The sequence below is a fragment of the Streptomyces olivochromogenes genome, assembly GCF_001514115.1.
Lineage (GTDB): Bacteria > Actinomycetota > Actinomycetes > Streptomycetales > Streptomycetaceae > Streptomyces > Streptomyces olivochromogenes.
In genome coordinates this window covers 420,534-442,512 of record NZ_KQ948455.1, presented here as the reverse complement: position 1 = coordinate 442,512, position 21,979 = coordinate 420,534, and the positions used below count along the sequence as shown (strand labels likewise).

At 71.3% G+C, this 21,979-nt stretch carries 20 protein-coding genes; 15 read left to right on the top strand and 5 right to left on the bottom strand.

The annotated features are described in order from the left end of the window. The first annotated feature begins 9 nt into the window (after positions 1-9). Both sbnA and AQJ27_RS17105 read left to right on the top strand, forming a co-directional pair. Complete coding sequence (gene sbnA / locus AQJ27_RS17110) at positions 10-1,095, top strand: 2,3-diaminopropionate biosynthesis protein SbnA (protein WP_067368884.1); 1,086 nt, start codon at positions 10-12, stop codon at positions 1,093-1,095. A gap of 260 nt (positions 1,096-1,355) precedes the next feature. Then, positions 1,356-3,116, top strand: a complete 1,761-nt coding sequence (locus AQJ27_RS17105; protein ID WP_067368881.1) for a beta-ketoacyl-[acyl-carrier-protein] synthase family protein — start codon at positions 1,356-1,358, stop codon at positions 3,114-3,116. Positions 3,117-3,206: 90 nt separating this feature from the next. Here AQJ27_RS17105 and ku read toward each other — a convergent pair whose 3' ends face one another. Continuing rightward, positions 3,207-4,313 (bottom strand): non-homologous end joining protein Ku, encoded by a 1,107-nt coding sequence (gene ku / locus AQJ27_RS17100; RefSeq protein WP_067368878.1) that lies wholly within the window; start codon positions 4,311-4,313, stop codon positions 3,207-3,209. Between the two features lie 182 nt (positions 4,314-4,495). On the opposite strand from ku, the gene ligD reads away from it, so the two are divergent. Beyond that, the gene (gene ligD / locus AQJ27_RS17095; RefSeq protein ID WP_067368874.1) at positions 4,496-5,362 is read left to right on the top strand and encodes a non-homologous end-joining DNA ligase; all 867 of its coding nucleotides are present in this window, start codon (positions 4,496-4,498) and stop codon (positions 5,360-5,362) included. Positions 5,363-5,713: 351 nt separating this feature from the next. Here ligD and AQJ27_RS17090 read toward each other — a convergent pair whose 3' ends face one another. Then, positions 5,714-6,517, bottom strand: a complete 804-nt coding sequence (locus AQJ27_RS17090; protein WP_067368871.1) for a nuclease-related domain-containing protein — start codon at positions 6,515-6,517, stop codon at positions 5,714-5,716. A gap of 97 nt (positions 6,518-6,614) precedes the next feature. Here AQJ27_RS17090 and AQJ27_RS17085 point away from each other — a divergent pair, with 97 nt between their 5' ends. From AQJ27_RS17085 to AQJ27_RS17050, 8 genes are all read left to right on the top strand, one after another. Further along, entirely contained in the window at positions 6,615-7,121 is a 507-nt protein-coding gene (locus AQJ27_RS17085) for a protein-tyrosine phosphatase family protein (protein ID WP_079065052.1), read from the top strand. A gap of 273 nt (positions 7,122-7,394) precedes the next feature. Further along, positions 7,395-8,225 (top strand): hypothetical protein, encoded by an 831-nt coding sequence (locus AQJ27_RS17080; RefSeq protein WP_067368863.1) that lies wholly within the window; start codon positions 7,395-7,397, stop codon positions 8,223-8,225. Then, complete coding sequence (locus AQJ27_RS17075) at positions 8,222-9,559, top strand: sensor histidine kinase (RefSeq protein ID WP_067368860.1); 1,338 nt, start codon at positions 8,222-8,224, stop codon at positions 9,557-9,559. Before AQJ27_RS17080 ends, AQJ27_RS17075 begins: the two co-directional genes overlap by 4 nt. A 101-nt stretch (positions 9,560-9,660) precedes the next feature. After that, entirely contained in the window at positions 9,661-10,161 is a 501-nt protein-coding gene (locus tag AQJ27_RS17070) for an SH3 domain-containing protein (RefSeq protein ID WP_067368857.1), read from the top strand. 80 nt (positions 10,162-10,241) lie between these two features. Beyond that, the gene (locus AQJ27_RS17065; protein WP_079065030.1) at positions 10,242-11,636 is read left to right on the top strand and encodes an FtsW/RodA/SpoVE family cell cycle protein; all 1,395 of its coding nucleotides are present in this window, start codon (positions 10,242-10,244) and stop codon (positions 11,634-11,636) included. Next, positions 11,633-13,087, top strand: a complete 1,455-nt coding sequence (locus tag AQJ27_RS17060) for a penicillin-binding transpeptidase domain-containing protein (RefSeq protein WP_067368852.1) — start codon at positions 11,633-11,635, stop codon at positions 13,085-13,087. The genes AQJ27_RS17065 and AQJ27_RS17060 overlap by 4 nt, the downstream gene beginning before the upstream one ends. 131 nt (positions 13,088-13,218) lie before the next feature. Further along, positions 13,219-14,349, top strand: a complete 1,131-nt coding sequence (locus AQJ27_RS17055) for a permease (RefSeq protein ID WP_067368849.1) — start codon at positions 13,219-13,221, stop codon at positions 14,347-14,349. Next, positions 14,346-15,065, top strand: a complete 720-nt coding sequence (locus AQJ27_RS17050) for a TIGR03943 family putative permease subunit (protein ID WP_067368846.1) — start codon at positions 14,346-14,348, stop codon at positions 15,063-15,065. The genes AQJ27_RS17055 and AQJ27_RS17050 overlap by 4 nt, the downstream gene beginning before the upstream one ends. Positions 15,066-15,083: 18 nt before the next feature. Here the strand turns inward: AQJ27_RS17050 and AQJ27_RS17045 are convergent, their stop codons facing one another. Together AQJ27_RS17045 and AQJ27_RS17040 are read right to left on the bottom strand one after the other, a co-directional pair. Beyond that, positions 15,084-15,992, bottom strand: coding sequence for an ADP-ribosylglycohydrolase family protein (locus AQJ27_RS17045; RefSeq protein ID WP_067368843.1), 909 nt, complete (start codon positions 15,990-15,992; stop codon positions 15,084-15,086). Between the two features lie 69 nt (positions 15,993-16,061). Next, on the bottom strand, positions 16,062-17,168 hold the full coding sequence (locus tag AQJ27_RS17040) for a ferritin-like domain-containing protein (RefSeq protein ID WP_067368840.1): 1,107 nt from the start codon (positions 17,166-17,168) through the stop codon (positions 16,062-16,064). A 150-nt stretch (positions 17,169-17,318) separates the two neighbouring features. Between AQJ27_RS17040 and AQJ27_RS17035 the strand changes: the two genes are divergently transcribed. The 4 genes from AQJ27_RS17035 (at position 17,319) to AQJ27_RS17020 (ending at position 20,708) form a co-directional block, all read left to right on the top strand. Continuing rightward, positions 17,319-18,248, top strand: coding sequence for an AurF N-oxygenase family protein (locus tag AQJ27_RS17035; RefSeq protein WP_067369347.1), 930 nt, complete (start codon positions 17,319-17,321; stop codon positions 18,246-18,248). 209 nt (positions 18,249-18,457) lie between these two features. Then, on the top strand, positions 18,458-19,183 hold the full coding sequence (locus tag AQJ27_RS17030; RefSeq protein ID WP_067368837.1) for a TetR/AcrR family transcriptional regulator: 726 nt from the start codon (positions 18,458-18,460) through the stop codon (positions 19,181-19,183). Positions 19,184-19,208: 25 nt separating this feature from the next. Further along, complete coding sequence (locus tag AQJ27_RS17025) at positions 19,209-19,517, top strand: hypothetical protein (protein ID WP_067368834.1); 309 nt, start codon at positions 19,209-19,211, stop codon at positions 19,515-19,517. 102 nt (positions 19,518-19,619) lie between these two features. Then, positions 19,620-20,708: a C40 family peptidase gene (locus AQJ27_RS17020; protein ID WP_067368831.1), complete on the top strand. Its 1,089-nt coding sequence runs from the start codon at positions 19,620-19,622 to the stop codon at positions 20,706-20,708. 15 nt (positions 20,709-20,723) lie between these two features. Here the strand turns inward: AQJ27_RS17020 and AQJ27_RS17015 are convergent, their stop codons facing one another. Beyond that, positions 20,724-21,977 (bottom strand): styrene monooxygenase/indole monooxygenase family protein, encoded by a 1,254-nt coding sequence (locus AQJ27_RS17015; RefSeq protein WP_067368828.1) that lies wholly within the window; start codon positions 21,975-21,977, stop codon positions 20,724-20,726. Between the last annotated feature and the right edge of the window lie 2 nt (positions 21,978-21,979).

The following is a 21,979-nucleotide window of genomic DNA, read 5'->3' as shown; positions in this document are numbered from 1 at the left end:
GAGACCGTCGTGCCCGTCATTTCCGTTCCCCAGGCCTTCAACGAAGAGGATCTCTATGTCGACCTCCGGGCGATCATCGGGCACCCGCTCTTCCTGAAGTGTGAGGGCTTCAACTTCGCCGGTTCGATCAAGATGAAGGCCGCCCTCGAGATGGTGGAGGCCGCCGAGCGGGACGGAGTTCTGAAGCCGGATTCGATCCTGGTCGAGTCCTCGTCCGGGAACCTCGGCGTAGCGCTGAGCATGATCGCGGCGAGCAAGGGTTACCGGTTCCTGTGCGTGACGGACTCCCGCGGCAACCTGTCGACCAGGATGATGATGGAGGCCCTGGGCAGCCAGGTGCACATGATCGCCGGTCAGCAGGAGAGCAACGGCGGCTATCTCGGCGCGCGGATCGAGTACGTGCGTGCGCTGTGCGCCTCCGACGCCCGGTATGTGTGGCTCAGCCAGTACACCAACCCGAGCAACTGGAAGGCGCACTACCGCAGGACGGCGCCGGAGATCGCCCGTCAGTTCCCGCAGCTGGACGTGCTGTTCGTCGGGGCCGGCACCACCGGCACCCTGATGGGCTGCGCGCGCTACTTCCGGGAGTGGCACCGGCCGGTGCGGGTCGTCGCGGTGGACAGCGTGGGCTCGGTGTCCTTCGGTGGTCCGCCCGGCCGCCGAATGATTCCGGGCCTCGGGATGAGCATGCGCCCGCCACTGCTCGACGAGTCCTACGTGGACGAAGTGATACGAGTCGAGGAGAGGGACACCGTCCGTACCTGCCACCGGCTGGCCAGGAGAGGGTTCGTGTTCGGCGGCTCCACCGGCACGGTGGTCAGCGGCGCGACGGACTGGTTGAGCCGGCACGACGCGCGCGAACTCACCGCCGTGGCCATCGGCCCGGACCTCGGCGAGCGCTACCTCGACACCATCTACCAGGCCAGCTGGCTGCGGGATCTCTACGGCGACGACGTGCTCAACTCCGAAGAGATCGCCGCCGATTCCTGGGCGCCCTCCCCCACGCCACCGACACGGTGGAACCGGGCGGCCGACCTCCAGAACGGCGAGCGCAACAAAACCCAACGCCCTCAGCTCCAGGACCGTAAGGCGTAGGGCCCGTCTTCGCGGGTGGGCGGGGTCCGGTACGTGCCGGGCCCCGCCCCCGTGTCGCCCGCACCGGGGCGGCACTTCGACGAACTCGGCGGCCACGGGATTCAGTTGTCCGACCAGGGGCGGTAGTAGAGATACGGGAGCGAAATACTGATCACTGCTTTCGGTGACGTTGCCCACTATGCGGTGGGGACATCTAGGCAATTCCTACTTTGTCGCCGAAAGTTGGGGACGGAAATCCCCACAGAAAGCAATCGCTCCCCATGCGCCGTTCGTCCGACGTTCCCGTACAGCCCCACGCCGTCACCGTCGCCGAAGTGATCCCTGGCGATCTGGTCGCCCTGTCCGAACAGGATGTGGCGGAGAACACCTGGTACGTGGTGATGCACACCCTTCCCGAAACTCCCCACACCATTCGCCTGACATTGCGGCCGCCACTCGGCGGAATTGATCACGACGAGGTATTCGAGCGTGGTCACCAAGTGACCACCGCCTGCCGCCGAATGGATGTCGGGGCAATTCCCGAGATCACCTCCACCGACCTCGACCCGGTGGAATTCCGGGACGGCGACCGCGTCACCTCACTGCGCGCCGTGGACCCCCGGGCCGTCGAGGAGTCGTACACCCGCAGGTGGGGTCACTGGTACCGGGACCTGGACCGCAGGGCCGAGGATCCCGTCCCCGACGAGGAACTGCGGGACCTGACCGAACAAGCCACCCAAAAGGGACATGTCGTACGTCATTACCCGCGTCCGAGGCGGGCCGCCGAGGCGTACGTGCCCCGCCGGGTCGTCGTCACCGGGCTCGGTGCCGTGACGCCGCTCGGTGTCGGGGTCGAGGAGCTGTGGCGGGGCCTGGTCGAGGGCCGGTGCGGGATAAGCGAGTTGGAGGGCGAGGAGTTCGCCGAACTGCCCGTGCGGGTCGCGGGCAGCGTGCCCGTGGACCCCGTCGGACTGCTGCCCCGGCCGCAGGCGCGGCGGATGAACCGGTCCGCCCAGTTCGCTGTGCTCGCCGCCCGCGAGGCCTGGCAGGACGCCGGGCTGGACCCGGCCGGCACGACGGAGGGCGGGCTGGCGCCCGAGCGGGTCGGCGTCTCGGTCGGGGCCATCCTCGGTGACGCCTCCGTGCTCGTCGGCGGCGACCGCAAGCTGCGGGACAAGGGCCCGCGCGCGGTCTCCCCGCTCACCACTCCGATGACCGTGCCCTCGCAGGCCGCCTCCCAGGTGTCGCTCGCGCTGCACATCACCGGCGAGGCCCGCACCGTGACCAGCGCGTGCGCCTCCGGCACCGAGGCCATCGGACAGGCCATCGACCGCATCCGCTACGGCCGGGTGGACGTCGCGCTCGCCGGGGGCGCCGAAGCCGTCGTCACCCCCGCGATCATGGCCTCGTTCGCCGCCATGCGCGCGCTCTCCACCCACGAGCTCGGTTCCACCAGCCCCTCCCGGCCGTTCGCGAGCGACCGCGACGGCTTCGTGAACGGCGAGGGCGCGGGCTTCCTGCTCCTGGAGGCCGAGGAGCACGCCCGGGCACGCGGCGCGCGCGTCTACTGCGAGGCCGCGGGCTGGGGACTGTCCGCCGATGCCCACCACATGGCCGCGCCCGACCCGTCCGGCAGCGGCGTGGCGCTGGCACTGCGCCGGGCCGTCCACGACGCCGGTGCCCATGTCGTGGACGTCGTCCACGTCAACGCCCATGCCACCGCCACCGTCGACGGCGACCTCGCCGAGGCGAGCGCGCTGCGCGCGGTGCTCGGCGGGAGCGTGCCGGTGACCGCGCTGAAGGGCCACCTCGGCCATCTCCAGGGAGCCGCGGGCGGTGTGGAGGCCGTCGCCACGGTGCTCACCCTCCACCACGGCCTCATCCCGCCCACCATCGGCTGCGACGAGCAGGACGAAGCGATCGACCTGGACGTGGTGACCAAGAGCCCCCGCCGGCTGCCGGCGCTCGGCGACCTCGCCCTGAGCAACTCGTTCGGCTTCGGCGGGCACAATGCGGTGCTGGCCCTGCGGCGTACAGGGTGATCCGTACGAGGTGAGCCGTACGAGGCGATCCGTACGAGGCGATCCGTACGAGGTGACGGGGCTCCGGGGCCCGCGGGTGCCCCGGGGCGGTCAGGCCGAGGCGCGGCCCCGCGGGGTGGCCTTCTTCGCGGCCGTCTTCTTCCCCGTCGCCTTCTTGGCGGTCGTCTTCTTGGCCGCCGTCTTCTTCGCGGTGGACTTGGTGGCCGCCGCCTTGCCGGCCGCCTGGCCCGTCGACTTCGCCGTGGACTTCGCGACGGCCTTCTTCGGCGGCGTCTTCCTCGCGGTCGACGTGGACTTCTTCCCGCCGACCTCCTTGGGCGCCGTACGGGCCGACCTGCGGGAGGGCAGCGGGGTGACCTCGGCGGATTCGCCGGTCCGCGCCCCGGCTTCCTCACCCGTCTCCTCGCCCGTCTCCTCACCCCGGGACACCTTGGCCGCGCGCACGCTCTTCTCCAGGGCGGCCATCAGGTCGAGCACCTTGCCGCCGGCCCGCTCCCCGGCGGGCGGCGCGGCCGGGAGTTCGCCGGAGGCCTTGGCGGCGATGAGTTCCTCGACGGCCTCGCGGTAGTCGTCGTGGAGTTCGGTGAGCTCGACCTCGCCGAGGGTGTCCATGAGTGCGTCGGCCAGGTCGAGTTCCTTGTCCCGTACGGTCACGCTCGCGTCCGGCGCGACCTCCTCCGTGGACCGGATCTCGTCCGGCCACAGCAGCCCGTGCATGGCGATCACGTCGTCCACCACGCGCAGCATGCCGAGCCGCTCCCGCCCGCGCAGTGCGAACTTCGCGACGGCGACCTTCTGACTGCGCTTGAGCGCCTCGCGCAGCAGGACGTACGGCTTGGTGGCGGGGACGCCGTTCGCGGCCAGGTAGTACGCCGTGTCCATCTGGAGCGGGTCGATCCGCTCGGCCGGCACGAACGCCACGATCTCGATCGTCCTCGCGGTGGGGATCGGCAGCGCGGCCAGTTCCTCGTCCGTGACCGGGATCAGCGTGCCGTCCGCGTCCTCGTACGCCTTGCCGATCTCACCGGTGGTGACCTCGCGGTCCTCCAGTTCGCAGAACTTGCGGTACCGGATGCGGCCACCGTCGTCCAGGTGGACCTGGCGGAAGGAGATCGAGTGGCTCTCCGTCGCGTTCACGACCTTGATCGGGATGCTGACCAGACCGAAGGAGATGGCGCCGTTCCAGATGGATCGCACGTGCGGCACCTTCCTGGTGGTTCCTGCTGACGCGGGTTCTCGGTGAGTACGGGTTCTTGCCGACGCGGGCTCGCGGGTGCGGTTGAAAGCCAGGCTAGACGGGTGTGCGCGACCTCACATCCGCAAGGGGGCGGCGGGGCGATCTCGGCGCTTTGACGGCGATTTCATGCGACTCTCGTCGTATGACGCCGATCACGGAAGTGGAGGGACGGCGGCTCGCGCTCACGAATCTGGACAAGGTGCTGTACCCCGCGACCGGCTTCACCAAGGGTGAGGTCCTGCACTACTACGCGACGGTCGCGGAGCCGCTGCTGGCGCACCTCCACGACCGGCCGGTCTCCTTCCTCCGCTACCCCGACGGACCGGACGGACAGGTCTTCTTCACCAAGAACGTGCCGCCCGGCACCCCCGACTGGGTCCGGACCGCCGAGGTCCCCCGGACGGAGGGCCCCGCCCGGATGGTCCTGGTCCAGGACCTCCCCTCGCTGATGTGGGCGGCGAACCTCGTCACCGAGTTCCACACGCCGCAGTGGCAGGTGGACGCGCCCGGTCTGGCCGACCGGATCGTGTTCGACCTCGACCCGGGGGCGCCGGCGACGGTCGTCGAGTGCTGCGAGGTCGCGTTGTGGCTGCGGGAGCGGCTGGCTGTGGACGGGATCGAGGCGTACGCGAAGACGTCCGGGTCGAAGGGGCTGCATCTGCTGGCGACGGTGGTGCGGATGCCGTCATCGGACGTCAGCGCGTATGCGAGGGAGCTGGCCGTGGAAGCGGAGCGGGTGTTGCCTGCGCTCGTCACGCACCGGATGACCAAGAGTCTGCGGCCCGGGAAGGTGTTCGTCGACCACAGTCAGAACGCCGCGCGGAAGACGACGGCCACGCCGTACACGCTGCGTGCGCGGTCCGCGCCCACCGTGTCCGCCCCCGTCACGTGGGACGAGGTCGCGTCCTGCGGGGACCCGTCCGGGCTCGTGTTCCACGCCGACGACATCGCTCCGCGCCTGCACCGACACGGCGACCTCCTCTCCCCCCTCCTCACCCCGTCCCCCTGACCAACCGGTCCCTCGCCCCCGCCGCCCCTACCCGTCCCATCCCCAGGGGCTCCGCCCCTTCCACCCCGCCAGGGGCGCTGCGCCCCCTGGACCCCCGCACGGCCTGAACGGCCTCGTCCTCAAACGCCGGACGGGCTGAAGTCACGGGCCGGGCTGGGTGGATCGCGGCCCCCGGCCCCGACCTCACACGCCGGACCGGCTGGAGGGTGCGGGCCCAGGTCGGTTCGCTGGGACCTCACCCTCGACCCCCGACCGAGCCGAGGCTCTCAGGGGCACGAGGAACCGCGCGACCAGCCCCCACCCACCCGCGGCCGAACAGATACCGGCCCGCAGCGATCCAGGGCTACGAGGTCACGTTCGTAGCCATGTGTGGCGGTCGCGGGCCATCGCGTGCAGGGCCTCCACGTCCGCCGGCTTCAGGACACCCCCGAGTCGGGCCAGCGAGGACAGGTCGGTGTCCTGCAGGACGCGGACCTCCCGGAGGGGGGCGAGGACATCGAGCTCGGCGGGGCCCGCCACCGCCAGGACGGCGTGGACCTCGGCGGTCAGCGCGTACGAGGCCCGGTCGGCGTCGGCTCGGACCCGGCGCAGCAGCGGATACGGCTCCCGGCGGCCGACGGTCACCATGGGGTCGGCGACGAGAACCCGCTGCTTGCGGGCGTGCAGGGAGCGCAGGGCGAAGATGCCGCCGGGGCCGATCAGCAAGTGGTGGACACGGTCGCCGCCGGGGAGCGGGATGGAGTGGAGGGTGTGCCAGCCCGCGCCCTCCAGATGGTCCAGGGCCTCCCCGACCGCCTGCTCGGCGGCGAGCGCACGGCGCCGCGGGTCGGGCCGCAGGCGGCGCGCCGGTCCCGGGTCGCGGTCGAGGTCGATCATCAACGCCTCGCCGGGCCGGTTCGGCGCGAGGTCGTCGTCCGGGTGGAGGGTCAGCCGGGCCAGTTCCGCGGGGGTCGGGACCGGTGGGGGCCCCACCGTCACCGGGCCGGTCAGGAACGGGCCGAGCGCGTCGAGCACGTCCTCCCGCCGCTCCTCGCTGAGCAGATTGACGCGGGCGGCCTCACGGTCGTACCAGGCGACGTTCCTCCCGTCGGTCAGGCACACGTACAGGCGCTCCTGCCCGTGGCGCCAGGTCGGTATGACGCGCAGTCCGTTCATGCACCATCACCCCACGACCATGGGAACAGGCGGGGTGCTCCAGGGGCAAGAACCCGGTTACCTTTGTGAGCAGTTGGGGGAGTTGTGGGAGGCGCTGTTGCGGACTCGCAGAAAGCAACCCGATGTGCCCGCTCCGGACAGCCCGTGGAGCGAGATCGTGCCAGGCCTGTGGATGGGCGGGCACGCGTTCGCGGGGCGGGCCGGCGAGCCGGAATTCGCGGTCGTGAGGGATGAGTTCGACCTGGTCCTGACACTGCTGCGGCTGCCGGGGCACGGCCCCGACCCGGGCGTCGAGCACCATGTGTGGCCGATTCCGGACGGTCCCCTGGACGGGACACAGCTCGCGGGGGTGATCCGGCTCGCGCGGGCCGCGGACGACGCACTGGAGGACGGGCGCCGGGTCCTGGTGCGCTGCTACCACGGCTACAACCGCTCGGGGCTCGTGGTCGCGCACGCGCTGGTCCTCGCGGGACACACCTCCGACGAGGCGATCCGCCTGATCCGCAGCCGCCGCTCGCCCTGGGCCCTGCACAACGAACTGTTCGTGGAGTACCTGCGCGCCGGTCTGCCCACGGCCCGCCTCCTGGAGGAACTGGCGGAGTAGCCCCCCGGCCCTTGGCCTCCAGCCCCTGGCCCCCGGCACCTGACCTCCGGCCTCCGCCGCCCGCACGTCCGGCACCCCACGGCCTCACGCCGTCGCGCCCTCACGTCGGCACCCCGTCATGTTCTCACCGGCCTCACCGACCCCACCCGCGAACAAAAAGGACTTCCCTACGAATATGGTGTGGGGCGTCGGTTTCGTCGATTTCACGCCGACCTCGCGCACCGAGCCGTCCCCCTGGCCCCGGATCGAGGCCGGCCCGGACGCAGGAGAGCAGTGACCCCCACCCGGCCTAGCCGTCTCGTGCTCGCAGTCCTCGTCGCCCTGCTGGCGGCGGCCGTGGCGGGCTGTGGCGACTCCGGTGCCCTGCGGGGCGCGGGGGCGACGCCCACCGCCGTCGGCCCGGCCCGGCTCTGGCCCGAGCTGCCGCCCGCGTCGACGGCCGCCCTCGACTACGGCGAGGCGGACACCGAGACGGTGACGGGCATCACGGCGCCGGGCGACGACATCCACAAGGTGGACCCGATCGCCGTGTTCCGTGCCGAGGTCGGCCGCCACCCGGACGAGTACAGCGCCGTCCACGCCCCGTACCGTGAGACGGCCCAGCAGCTCAAGTACTGCACCGGCAAGGGCACGCTCGGCGGGAAGTGCCCGATCCTCCAGGCGTACTACCGTGATCTCACGGGCGACCGGAAGGACGACCTGGTGCTCGGCATCCGCTTTCCGCAGAACCAGCTGGCGGTGCGTGTGTACACCTTCGAGCACCACAAGCTGGTCCAGATCATGGGCACCGCGGACAGCACGATCAGCGTCGAGGTCGCGGGCCGTGACGTGATCATCCGCTCGCCCTCGACCCTGCCGGGCTACGAGTACCGCACGGTGTGGACCTGGGACCCGCACCAGCACGCGATGCTGGCGACCCGGGACGAGATCCTCCGGGTGGGCACGCCCAGCCCCACCCTGCGCGGCACCGCCGCACCCGTCCCCTCGGCACCCCCCGCCCCACCGGTCTCGCCCTCAGCCTCTCCCGCGGCCTCTCCGTCGGCCTCGCACTTCGTCTCCCCCTCCACCTCCCCCGCGCCGTCGACCGCCGCGAGCGCCCCATGAGGCTGCGCCCGCGCCGCTTCCGGCCGCCCCGCCGTCTCCCCCACTGGGCCGGCACCCTCACCTGGAAGGCCGCCGCCTTCATCACGGTGATGTGCTGCGGTCTCGCCGCCCTGCTCGGCGTCCTCGTGCATGTCTCGGTGACCAACCAGACCGTCGGCGAGGCCCGCGGCCGGGCGCTCGACCGGCTGGCGGAGGTGACGGCGGCCTACGAGGCGGGCGACCGGCTGCCGCCGGGCGCGGGGCTGGACCTCCCAGGTCTGCCGGCGCCGCTGCGCGAGCTGGCGACGGACGGGCACCGCGGCACGATGGTCGGGGACAGCGACCCGCACCCCACCATGTGGGCGGCCGGACCCGCAAGCGGCGGGCGGGCGCTCGCCGTGCAGTTCGACTACTCCCAGGGCGCGCACGCCATCGACGCCCTGGACCGGTCGATCGTGTGGTCCTCGGCGCTGGCGATCGGCGCGACGCTGCTGGTGGGAGCGTTCGCGGTGACGCGGGTGACCCGTCGGCTGCACGCGACGGCACAGGTGGCCCGGCGGATCAGCGCGGGCGACCTGGACGCGCGCGTCAACGATCCCCGTACGGCCGTGGACCCCCGTACGCGGTACCCGGCCGGCCCCCAGGACGAGGTGGCCGCGGTCGCCGGGGCCCTCGACACGATGGCGTCCTCGCTGCAGAGCAAGCTGATGAGCGAGCAGCGCTTCACCGCGGACGTGGCGCACGAGCTGCGCACCCCGCTGACCGGGCTGCACGCGGCGGCGGAGCTGCTGCCGCCGGGCCGGCCGACGGAGCTGGTCCGCGACCGGGTGGCCACGCTGCGGACGCTCACCGAGGACCTGCTGGAGATCTCCCGGCTGGACGCCGGGCGGGAGTTGCTGGAGCTGGACTCGGAGCCGCTGGCCCCGCTGGCCGAGCGGGTGGTGCGGGCGTCGGGCACCGAGACCGAGGTGCGGGTCGTGAGTGATGTCCGGGTGGAGACCGACCGGCGCCGTCTGGAGCGGGTGCTCGGCAATCTGGTGGCCAACGCGCACAAGCACGGGGCGGGCCCGGTGGTACTGACCGTCGACGGCCCGGTGGTGACGGTGCGGGACCACGGCGGCGGCTATCCGGAGTACCTGCTGGAGCACGGGCCGCAGCGGTTCCGAACGGAGGGCGGTTCGAAGGGCCATGGACTGGGGTTGACGATCGCGCTCGGCCAGGCGGAGGTGCTGTGCGCGCGGTTGGTCTTCGCCAACGCTCCCGCGGGCGGTGCGATCGCGACACTGACGCTTCCTCAGGACGAGCGGGGCGCGCCCGGCCCGACCGGTGGGGAAGGGCCGACCGGGGCACGCTGAGCGTCCCCGCGTCCCCGATGGCTCAGTGCGGCCTGCGCGCGCCCGAGCTCACTCCTAATGTGGCGATTAGTCAGATTTACCACCTTTCCGGAGGAGCCCCCATGTCCCTGCGCCACACCCTTGCCCGCACCGGGATGGTGCTCGCCGCCGGCACGCTCATCGCGGCCGCGGGCGCCGGACCCGCCCTCGCCGCCGGCAAGCCCACCGCGATCACGGGCACCGGCCCCGGCATCGTCGACGACTCCGGTAACTTCGCCCACGACTGGGACAACGGCGACTGGGACAACGGCGAGGACCCCTACTTCGACGACGGTCTGGGCGACAGCTTCGACGACCCGTACTACGACGGACGGTACGACGACCACCGCCGCTTCGAGGGCCGGGTCGTCTCCCGCGACGGCCTCGCGCTGCACAACCGGCCCGACCGCCGCAGCCGGATCATCCGTATCGCGCCGTACGGCGAGCGGGTCCACATCTACTGCAAGACCAGAGGCGAGCGCGTCGGCGGCAACCCGATCTGGTACCTGATCACCGACGGCACCTGGTCCTGGGGCTCGGCGCAGCACATCGACAACGTCGGCCCGTCCCCGCGCTGGTGCTGACGCCGGGTCGCACCCACCGGATCGGCCCGTTCGTCATCACCTAACGGGACATCAGGTTCGGCGCTTGCTACGTTCCGGACATGAACCAGCCCGGAATGCCCGGAATTCCCGGTACGCGGGGAACGACCGTGGCAGCGGACCCGCCCGCCCCCGCTGTCCGCCTGCCCCGGCGCCGTGGCATCGAGTTCACCCTGATCGTCATGGCCGTACTGCTGTCCGTGTTCGGCTACTGCGCGGTCGCATACGCCCGGCACACCGCCCTCCCGCCCGGCGCCGCGGTCTACGGTGCCGGGCTCGGCGTGCTCGCAGTCCTCGCGCATGTCGCGGTGCGGCTGCGGGCGCCGTACGCCGATCCGCTGCTGCTGCCCATCGCCGTCCTGCTCAACGGCCTGGGCCTGGTGCTGATCTACCGCCTGGACCTGGAGACCCCGGGTGACCGGGCCGCCCCCATCCAGCTCATCTGGTCGACGCTCGGCGTCGCGCTCTTCATCGCGGCCGTCCTCTTCCTGCGCGACCACCGCGTCCTGCAGCGCTACACCTACGTCTCGGTCGTCACGGCGCTGGGCCTGCTGGTCCTGCCCATCCTCTTCCCCGCCGTGAACGGCGCCCGGATCTGGATCCGGATCGCCGGGTTCTCCATCCAGCCGGGCGAGTTCGCGAAGGTGCTGCTCGCGGTCTTCTTCGCCGGCTACCTCGCGGCCAACCGCAACGCGCTCGCCTACGCGGGCCGCCCCGTCTGGCGGTTCAAACGGCTCCAGCTCCCCACCGGCCGGGTCCTCGGCCCGATCGTCGCGATCTGGCTGCTGAGCGTGGTGGTCCTGGTCCTGGAGCGGGACCTCGGCACCTCGTTGCTGTTCTTCGGCCTCTTCGTGATCATGCTGTACGTCGCCACCGGCCGCACCGGCTGGATCGCCGTGGGCCTGCTGCTCGCCTGTGTGGGCGCGGTCGCCGTCGGCTGGCTGGAACCGCACGTCCACAGCCGGGTGCAGGACTGGCTGCACCCCTTCGCGACGATCGAGGCGGGCCAGGGACCGAACCAGCTCGCCCAGTCCCTGTTCGCGTTCGCCGCGGGCGGGATGCTGGGCACCGGCCTCGGGCTCGGCCACTCCATCCTCATCGGATTCGCCGCCAAGTCGGACTTCATCCTGGCCACCGCGGGCGAGGAACTGGGCCTCTTCGGACTCTGTGCGATCTTCCTCCTCTACGGCCTCCTCGTGGAACGCGGCTACCGCGCCGGCCTCGCCCTGCGCGACCCCTTCGGACGGCTCCTCGCCATCGGCCTCGCCTCGATCGTGGCGCTCCAGGTCTTCGTGATCGCGGGCGGCGTGACCGGTCTGATCCCGCTGACCGGGATGGCGATGCCGTTCCTCGCCCAGGGCGGCTCCTCGGTCGTCACCAACTGGATCATCGTGGCGCTGCTGATCCGCGTCAGTGACTCGGCACGCAGCCAGTACGACGGGACGACGGCACCATGACCAAGTACATCCGCCGGGCCGCCGCGCTCTGCGCCGTGCTGTTGCTGGCGCTCCTCGTCAACGCCACCCGCGTCCAGGTCTTCCAGGCCGGGGCGTACGACGACAACCCGGCCAACCGGCGCCAGACGATCGCCCGCTACGGCCAGCCGCGCGGTGCCATCCTCGTCGGGGGCCGGCCGGTCACCGGCTCCAGGGACAGCGGCCAGCAGCTCCGCTACGAACGGACCTACACGGACGGCCCGTTGTACGCGCCCGTGACCGGCTTCGCCTCGCAGGTGTACGGGACGACGTTCCTGGAGAACTCCGAGGACGGCATCCTCTCCGGCAGTGACCCGCTGCTCTCGCCCTTCCCCCTGTGGAACGACGCCACCCGCGCCCAGAACCCCGCCGGCAAGGTGGTCACGACGATCGACCCCGCCGCACAGCGCGCGGCGTACCGGGGTCTCGGTACCCGGCGCGGGGCGGTCGCCGCCATCGAGCCGTCCACCGGCAGGATCCTCGCGCTGGTCTCCACCCCGTCGTACGACCCCGGGGAGCTGTCCGGGACGGGCAGGGCGGTCAAACACGCCTGGGAACGGCTGAACGGGGCGGCGGACAAGCCGATGCTCAACCGGGCGATCCGGCAGACCTATCCGCCCGGGTCGACGTTCAAGGTGGTGACGGCCGCGGCGGCCCTCGACGCGGGGGTGGTGACGGACCTCGACACGCCGACCACCTCCCCGGACCCGTACCGGCTGCCCGGCACCACGACCCGGCTGACGAACGAGCTCGAGGGCTGCGAGGACGCCTCGCTGCGGTACGCCTTCGAGTGGTCCTGCAACACGGTCTTCGCCAAGCTGGGCGTGGACGTGGGGCTGAGCGACATGACCCGCACGGCGGCGGACTTCGGTTTCAACGACCGCCTTCGGATCCCCTTCTCCGTCGCCCCCAGCAACTTCGACACGACCCTCGACAAGGCGCAGCTCGCGCTCTCCTCCATCGGTCAGTTCAACACCCGGGCCACTCCCCTCCAGATGGCGATGATCTCGGCGGCCGTCGCGGGCGGCGGGTCCGTCAAAACGCCCTATCTGGTGGAGAAGACGACCACCCGGAGCGACAGCACGGTCTCGACGACCGGTCCCCGCACGCTCCACCAGGCGATGAACCCGGCGACCGCCCTGCGGATGCGCGAGCTGATGACGGACGTGGTGACGGAGGGCACCGGCGCCAACGCCGCGATTCCCGGAGCGACGGTCGGCGGCAAGACCGGGACCGCCCAGCACGGCATCGACAACCTGGGGACGCCGTACGCCTGGTTCATCTCCTGGGCCCAGGCGGACGGCACGATGGAGCCCGCGGTGGCGGTCGCGGTCGTCGTCGAGGACGCGGCGGCCGATCGCGGGGACATCAGCGGGGGCGGGGACGCGGCGCCGATCGCGAAGGCGGTGATGGAGGCGGTCCTCGGGTTCTGAGACGGGAGTTGGAGCCGCCCCCAGGGAATGGACGCCCCCGCCTGAACGGACGTACCGATACGGGCGTATTTATGGGGAGGGGAACCCACCCACGAGATTCCAGCCCGTGCCCTGCCGGAGGTACCTCGCCCGTGAGCACCACCAAAGCGGTCCCGCCCGGGGCCGACCACCGCGACGCGGACGCACCCGACGGTCCACGGGAACAGACGGCCGCACCGGACGGTCCGAGGGAACAGTCGGCCGCACCGGACGGTCCGAGGGAGCAGGCGGCCGCACCGGACGGTCCGAGGGAGCAGGCGGCCGCTTCCCAGGGCTGGCAGTTCAACTCGCCGCTCGTCCTGGTCATGCTGCTGCTCGTCCTGGTGGTGGCGCAGGGGCCGATCCGCCGGGCGCTGTCGGCGCCGGTGATGCAGAGCTGGATGACCGTGTTCGTCGCGGTGGTCTGCCAGGCGCTGCCCTTCCTCGTCCTCGGTGTGCTGCTGTCGGCGGTCATCGCGGTGTTCGTGCCACCGGCGTTCTTCGCCCGGGCGCTGCCGAAGCGGCCCGCGCTGGCCGTGCCGGTCGCCGGGATGGCCGGGGCGGTGCTGCCCGGCTGCGAGTGCGCGTCGGTGCCGGTGGCGGGGGCGCTGGTACGGCGGGGGGTCACGCCCGCGGCGGCGCTGGCGTTCCTGCTGTCGGCGCCCGCGATCAACCCGATCGTGCTGACGGCCACCGCCGTCGCGTTCCCCCGCAACCCCGAGATGGTCCTCGCCCGGTTCGTGGCGAGCCTGCTCGTGGCCTGCGTGATGGGCTGGCTGTGGCAGCGGCTGGGGCGGGCGGACTGGATGCGGCCGCCGGCCCGGCCCTCGCACGAGGGGCTCGGCAAGGGCGCCGCGTTCTGGGATTCCGTACGGCACGACGTGATGCACGCCGGCGGGTTCCTCGTCATCGGGGCGATGGCGGCGGCCACCCTGAAGGCCGTCGTCCCGGCGACCTGGCTGCACGCCGCGGCCGCCAACCCGGTGGTGGCGATCCTCGCCCTCGCGGTCCTCGCCGTGCTGCTGTCCATCTGCTCCGAGGCCGACGCGTTCGTCGTCTCCTCGCTGACCCAGTTCTCGCTGACCGCGCGGCTGGCCTTCCTCGTGGTGGGACCGATGATCGACCTGAAACTCTTCGCCATGCAGGCGGGCACGTTCGGCCGCGGGTTCGCCCTGCGGTTCGCGCCCGCCACCTTCGCCCTGGCCATCCTCGGCTCGGTCCTCGTCGGGACGGTGCTGCTGTGAACCGGCAGGCACAGGCGGCGGTCCTGTTCCTCGTCGGCGCGGCGGTCCTGCACGCCGGACTCACCGACCTCTACCTGCGATACGTCAAGGCGGGACTGCGGCCGTTGCTGCTGGCCGCCGGGGTCGTGCTGATCATGGCGGCGGTGGCGACGGTCTGGTACGAGCGGCGGGGCCGGGGTGAGGCCGGCGACGGGCATGGGCACGTCCACCGCGAACCCCGTGTCGCCTGGCTCCTCGTCCTCCCCCTCCTCGCCCTGATCCTGGTCTCCCCGCCCGCGCTCGGCTCCTACAGCGCCATGCACGCCGGTACGGCCCTGCAGGCACCCCTCGCCTACCCGTCCCTGCCGGCCACCGACCCGCTCCCGCTCGGCGTCGTCGACTACGCGGGCCGCGCCGCCTACGACCGCGGCCGCACCCTGGCCCACCGGCGGGTCGAAGTCACCGGCTTCGTCGCCCTCGCCGAGGACGGGACCCCGTACCTGGTCCGGATGGCCCTCAACTGCTGTGCCGCCGACGCCCAGCCGGTCAAGATCGGCCTGACCGGCCACATCCCGCCCGTCCTTCAGCCCGACACCTGGCTCCAGGTCACCGGCACCTACACCGCCAAGCAGACCAAGGACCCCGTCAACGACGGCCGCATCCCGTTCCTCGACGTCACCGCGGCCAAACCGGTCCCGACCCCGCACGACCCGTACGACGAGAGCTGGAACAACTGAGGCAGTGCCCGGCGCGGCCTAGGCGGCGCCGGGTACCGGCTCGCGGCGGCTCAGCCATTCCTGGGGTACGTGCCCCACTCCTGTCCGGGCGCCCACGATGCCGCCCGTGATGGCGCAGGTCGTGTCGACGTCGCCGAAGCCCTCCGCCGTGCTCCACAGGGCCGAGGTCAGGTCGTCGGGGTGGCGGGCGGCGCACCAGACGGCGAAGGGAACGGTGTCGTCGGCGCGAACCCGATGGCCGTTGCCGAGGATGTCCGCGGCCTTCCAGGGTTCGGTGGTGAAGGGGAGCCCCGCGGCACGCCGCAGCCCCTCGCGGACCGCGCTGTCGGGCGTGGCCTCCACCACCGTGTGGATGTTCAGGTCCCACCGGGTGGACAGCGCCGCCGCTACGGCCACCGCCACCGCGCCCGCGATGCCCTCCGGGTGGGCGTGGGTCACCTCCGCCGACAGCGTCGCCTGTGCGATCACCAGGCGCAGGTCGCGCCGGAACCAGGCGCCCAGCGGAGCCACCCGCATCGCCGCGCCATTGCCGAGGCTGCCCTCGCCGTCGAAGAGGCCGCGCGCCAACTCCGCCCAGCGGTCCGGCTCCTGGAGGAGGCGCGGGAGCAGCTGGTGCATGCCGTAGCCGTAGCCCCGGGCCGGATCGGCGTCGTAGCCGAGGGCGAAGGCCTGGGCCAGTTCCGGTTGCCGGATCTCGCCGTGTTCGTCGAGGACACGGAGGATGCCGAGTGCCATGGCCGTGTCGTCCGTCCAGTGCCAGTCCGGTTCCTCAGGGGTGCGCCGGGCGCGGATCTCCTCGTACGCCTGGGGGCGGTCCCGGAAGAGGGGGAACCAGCGTTCGCCGAAGGCGTCGCCCAGGGCCAGGCCCTCCAGGCTGCGGCGGGCCAGGGCGTGGGGGGAGAGACCAGGGTTCGGGGTGGCTGTCATGGTGTGAGCATGGCGGTCGGGGTGGGCCTGCGCACGCGTGTTTGAGCGGGCCGTTTCCGGCGGTCCGCCTTACGAGTCCTCGCCCTCCTCGATCATCTCCGCCACCTCCGCCACCCGCTCCCTCTCCTCCGCCGCGAACCGCTCCGCGTCCAACCGCTCGGCCACCTCCTCGTCCTGGGCCATCAGCAGGTCGAGGTTGGAGTCGCCCATCCCGAAGACGCCCATGTCGACGTAGGCCCGCTGGAGGCGTTCGCCCCACAGGCCGATGTCCTTGACGCACGGGACGATGCGGCTGAAGAGCAACTGGCGGAAGAGGCGCAGGAATTCGGACTGCTCGCTGTATTCCTCGGCCTCGGCCTTCGGGATGCCGAAGTTCTCCAGGACCTCGACGCCGCGCAGCCGGTCCCGCATCAAGTAGCAGCCCTCGATGACGAATTCCTCGCGCTCGCGGAGTTCGGCGTCGGAGAGTTGTGTGTAGTAGTCGCGCAGCGCCATCCGACCGAAGGCGACATGGCGGGCCTCGTCCTGCATCACGTACGCGAGGATCTGCTTGGGGAGGGGCTTGTCGGTGGTGTCCCTGATCATGCCGAAGGCCGCCAGGGCCAGGCCCTCTATGAGGACCTGCATCCCGAGGTACGGCATGTCCCAGCGGGAGTCCCGGAGGGTGTCGCCGAGGAGTGACCGCAGGTTGTCGTTGATCGGGTAGAGCATCCCGATCTTCTCCTGAAGGAAGCGGGCGTAGATCTCGGCGTGGCGGGCCTCGTCCATGGTCTGGGTGGCCGAGTAGAACTTCGCGTCGAGGTCGGGGACCGACTCGACGATGCGCGCCGCGCAGACCATGGCCCCCTGCTCACCGTGCAGGAACTGGCTGAACTGCCAGGACGCGTAGTGCTTGCGCAGCTCGCCCTTGTCCCGGTCGGTCATCTTCGCCCAGTGCGGGGTCCCGTAGAGGGTCATCGACTCGTCGGGGGTACCGAGGGGGTCATAGGGGTCGACCTCCAGATCCCAGTCGATTCTCTTCTGGCCGTCCCACTGTTTGTCCTTGCCCTTCTGGTACAGGGCGAGGAGTCGGTCGCGGCCGTCGTCGTACTCCCAGCTGAAGCGTGCCGCCCCTGAGGCCGGTACCTGCCAGCGGGGGTCTCCCGGGTCCTTGGCGTACAGCTCGTGCGTCGGCATACATCGCAGGCTCACACGGGGTAGACGCGTCGTCAACAAGTCGCGCGCAAGGGATTGACGAGCTTGCTGACAGGCAGTCTCATAAGTCGTGACCGTCGGTAACCCGGATGGATGCCGTACTTGATCCCGTACGACGAGGTGGGAACAGCCATGACGACCGTGACGGAAGTGGACATGCTGCGCGATGCGCTCGGTCTGCTCAAGGACCGGGAGCAGGTCGCCGAGCGGCTGCTCGACTCCTCCGCCAAGCACTCCTTCGACCCGGACAAGGAGCTGGACTGGGACGCGCCCTTCGAGGAGGGCAAGTGGTTCTGGCCGCCGGAGCTGGTGTCGCTGTACGACACCCCGCTGTGGAAGCGGATGAGTGAGGAGCAGCGGATTCTGCTCTCGCACCACGAGGCCGCCGCGCTGGCTTCGCTGGGGATCTGGTTCGAGATCATTCTGATGCAGCTGCTGGTGCGGCACATTTACGACAAGGCGGCGACGAGTGCGCATGTGCGCTACGCGCTGACCGAGATCGAGGACGAGTGCCGGCACTCGAAGATGTTCGCCCGGCTGATCTCGCGCGGTGGAACGCCGTACTACCCGGTGAGCCGGACCCATCTGAATCTGGGACGGGTCTTCAAGACCATCTCGACCACGCCCGGGTCCTTCACGGCGACTCTGCTCGGCGAGGAGATCCTCGACTGGATGCAGCGGCTGACCTTTCCGGACGAGCGGGTGCAGAGCCTCGTACGAGGGGTCACGCGCATCCACGTGGTGGAGGAGGCGCGGCACGTGCGGTACGCGCGGGAGGAGCTGCGGCGGCAGATGGTGACGGCGCCGCGGTGGTCGCAGGAGTTCACGCGGGTGACGTCGGGGGAGTTCGCCCGGATCTTCTCCGTCGCCTTCGTCAATCCCGAGGTCTACCCGAACGTCGGCCTCGACCAGCGGGAGGCCGTGGCGCAGGTGCGGGCGAGCGGGCACCGGCGGGAGGTCATGCAGACCGGCGCCAAGCGGCTGACCGACTTCCTGGACGACATCGGGGTGCTGCGGGGAGTCGGGCGGCGGCTGTGGAAGGCGTCGGGGCTGCTGGCCTGAGGGCGGGGCGCCCGCGGGATCGGTGGGTGGGTCGGGGCCGCGGCGGTACGTCGAGCCCGTCGCCGCCGGATCAGACGTGGGCCGGGCAAGGGAGCCGCTGCTCGATCCGAACGTGCGCGACGGGCTTGCGACGTACCGCCACGGCCCCTTGCGCAGTCCGGCGGCTGCGGGTGAGTGGGGGCTCGTGTCCTGGCCGTTACGCTGCCGATATGACCTCGCAGGCTCCCACCCCCGCATACCGCCGGCTGAGTGTCGAGGAGCGGCGCTCGCAGCTTCTCGAAGCGGCGCTGTCCCTCTTCGCGCACCGGGCACCCGAGGAGGTCTCGCTCGACGACGTGGCGGAGGCGGCGGGCGTGTCGCGGCCTCTTGTGTACCGGTACTTCCCGGGCGGCAAGCAGCAGCTGTACGAGGCCGCCCTGCGGTCCGCCGCGGAGGATCTGGAGCACTGCTTCGCGGAGCCCCCCGAGGGGCCGTTGAGCGAGCGGCTGGCCCGGGCCCTGGATCGCTACCTGGCGTTCGTGGACCAGCACGACGCCGGGTTCACCGCGTTGCTCCAGGGAGGCAGTGTCGTCGAGACCTCCAGGACGACGGCCATAGTGGACGGCGTGCGGCGGGCGGCGGCGGAGCACATTCTGGATCATCTGGGCGTGAAGGATCCGGGGCGACGGCTGCGGATGACCGTGCGGATGTGGATCACGGCGGTGGAGGGCGCCTCGCTGAGCTGGCTGGACGGGGGCAAGGAGCCGCCGTTGGACGAGCTGCGGGACTGGCTCGTGGAGCAGTTCGTGGCGATGCTCGTGGTCAGTGCCGGACGCGATCCGCAGACCGCCGGCGTGGTGCAGGCCGCACTCGCCCTGGAGGGGCGGGACGGGGCCCTGGGAAAGCTGGCCCGGGCGGTTCTTCCGGTGATCGGTGACGCCGCGCGGCTGCTGTGACGGGTGCGTTTGTGACACTGGTGCCGTGAAGAGCGAAGACACCCCCTTCGAGGGCGGCCCGCTGGACGGGCGTGTACTGCCCGTCCTGCTCGGTCTGACCGGACACCCGCCGAAGGTGTACCGGGTTCCGGTTCCGGATGCCGACGGCGGCCCGCCGACCGTGCTCGTCTACCGGCGGGTCCAGGCGCGGGTGAGCAAGCGACTGGGGCTGCACCAGGCGTGGAAGTACGCGTACGACCCCTCGGGCGACGCGGGGAGCGGGCGCAAGTGGCCCTGGTCCAAGCCCGGCGGCAAGAGTGCGGGAGCCACGCCGGAGTCCCACGCCGACGAGTGAGGTTCTTGGGCCGAACCGGTCAGTCGGCGCGCGCTCGGGATGCGCCTCCCTGATCCTGCCGGTGCGAGGTGGAGGTACCACCTCGGCACCGGAGGTGATGACGTGTCAGGAAGGCTTGTGCGTCTGGCTTGTACGGCCGCGATGGCGTCGGGGGCGCTGCTGGCCTCCACGCCGGCGGTGGTGGCCGCGCCGGATCCCGGGGCCGAAGCGCGGTCCGTGACCCAGTTGCTGACGGATCTTCAGCAGCTTTACCAGGACGCCGAGCGCGCCACCGAGACGTACAACGCCACCGCGGAGAAGCTGAGGAAGCAGAAGGCCGAGGTCGCCCGGCTCGACGGGAACCTCGCCAAGGCCCGCCTCTCGCTGAACGACAGCCGCGCGGCGGCGGGGCGGCTCGCCCGGCAGCAGTACCAGAACAGCGGCGAGATCTCGTCGTACGTACGCCTGCTGCTCGCCCGTGATCCGCAGCACGCCCTGGACGAGGGGCACGTGATCGGGCAGCTGGCGCAGGAGCGGGTCGAGACCGTCGACCGGCTGCGGGGAACGGAGCGCAGGACCGACGGTCTTGCACGGAAGGCGCGCAAGGCGCTCGACGGTCAACTCGCCCTCGCCGAACGGCAGAAGAAGGAGCGCGACGAGGTGCGGGGGCGGCTCAAGGACGTCGAGGTGCTGCTCGCCTCGCTCAGCGCCGGCCAGCTCGCCGAGCTCGCCCGGCTGGAGAAGTCGGGAGTCGCCGAGGCGCAGCAGAAGTTCGTGGCGTCAGGGGCGCTCAGCAGTGCGCGGCCGCCCACGCAGGAGGGCGAGAAGGCGGTGCGGTACGCCGTGGAGCAGATCGGGAAGCCGTACGTGTGGGGGGCCGAGGGTCCCGGGGCGTACGACTGCTCGGGGCTCACTTCGCAGGCCTGGGAGCACGCCGGGCGGCCCATCCCCCGGACCAGCCAGGAGCAATGGGCCCATTTGCCCCACATTGCGCTGAGCGAGCTTCGCCCCGGGGATCTGGTGATCTACTTCCCCGAGGCCACCCATGTCGCCCTGTACCTGGGGGACGGCCTGGTCGTGCAGGCCCCGAGACCGGGAACCGACGTCAAGGTCTCCCCCATCGCCGCCAACCCGTTGCTCGGAGCCGTCCGCCCGGACCCGGACGGAAAGCCCCTGCGGCGCTACACACCGCCGAGGCTCGCGTCCCATTAGGAGTGCCCGACAGGCTCAGGCCCCGGCCACGGAAGCCAGGTACGCCTCGGTCTTCTCGGGCTCATAGAAGAAGTTCTCGAAGTCCGCCGGATTGTTGAACCCATTGGCGAAACGATGCGCCACCGCCGGAATCTGCCCCCCGGCCCCGATCAGATTGAGGACGTGCTCCGGCGGCACGCCCAGCATGGCGTTCGTCCACTTCGTCACGTGCTGGGCCGTGTCCCAGTACCGGTCGAACGCGGATCGCATCCACGCCTCGTCGAACTCCTTGTCCTCGTGCTCGAGGATCGCGCCGAGGTACGCCGCCGCGCACTTGGAGGCGGAGTTGGAGCCCTGGCCGGTGATCGGGTCGTTGGCGACGACCACGTCGGCGACGCCCAGGACCAGGCCGCCGCCGGGGAGGCGGCCGATCGGGTTGCGGACGGTGGGCGCGTAGCGTCCGGACAGCGTTCCGTTCGCGTCGGTGAGTTCGACCTTGGTGGCCCGGGCGTACTCCCACGGCACGAACTTCTCCATGAGTTCCAGGGTCAGGGAGAGGTGTTCGGCGGGGTCCTTGATGCCGTTGAAGGCGTCGACCGGGCCGCCGGGTATGCCCTCCCAGAAGAGGATGTCCGCGCGGCCGGAGGTGGTGAGGGTCGGCATGACGAAGAGCTCGCCGACGCCGGGGACCAGGTTGCAGCGGACCGCGTCGTAGTCGGGGTGCTCGGGGCGCGGGCCCAGACCGTGGACGTAGGCGACGGCGAGGGCGCGCTGCGGCTCCGCGTACGGGGAACGGGCGGCGTCCCGGCCGAACATGGAGACCAGCTCGCCCTTGCCCGCCGACACCAGGACCAGGTCGTACGTACGGGCGAAGTAGTCCAGGTCGGAGACCGCCGCGCCATGGATGACCAGTTGGCCGCCGCGCTGGGCGAAGGTCTCCATCCAGCCGGCCATCTTCACCCGCTGGTCGACCGACTGCGCGTAGCCGTCGAGCCGGCCCACCCAGTCGATGGCCCGCTGGGTCGGACCGGGATCGTGCGAGCCGGGGGCGGCGACCGAGACGCCGAGTCCTTCGATCTTCGGGGCCTGGGACTCCCAGAAGTTCAGCTGGAGATCGCGCTCGTGCTGGAGTGCCGTGTGGAACATGCACTGCGTCGACATGACGCGGCCGGTGCGGATCTCGTCCGCCGTCCGGTTCGACATCAGGGTGACCTCGTACCCGTGCGACTGGAGGCCGAGGGCAAGCTGGAGTCCGGACTGACCGGCTCCGACGACGAGTATCTTCCGCATGC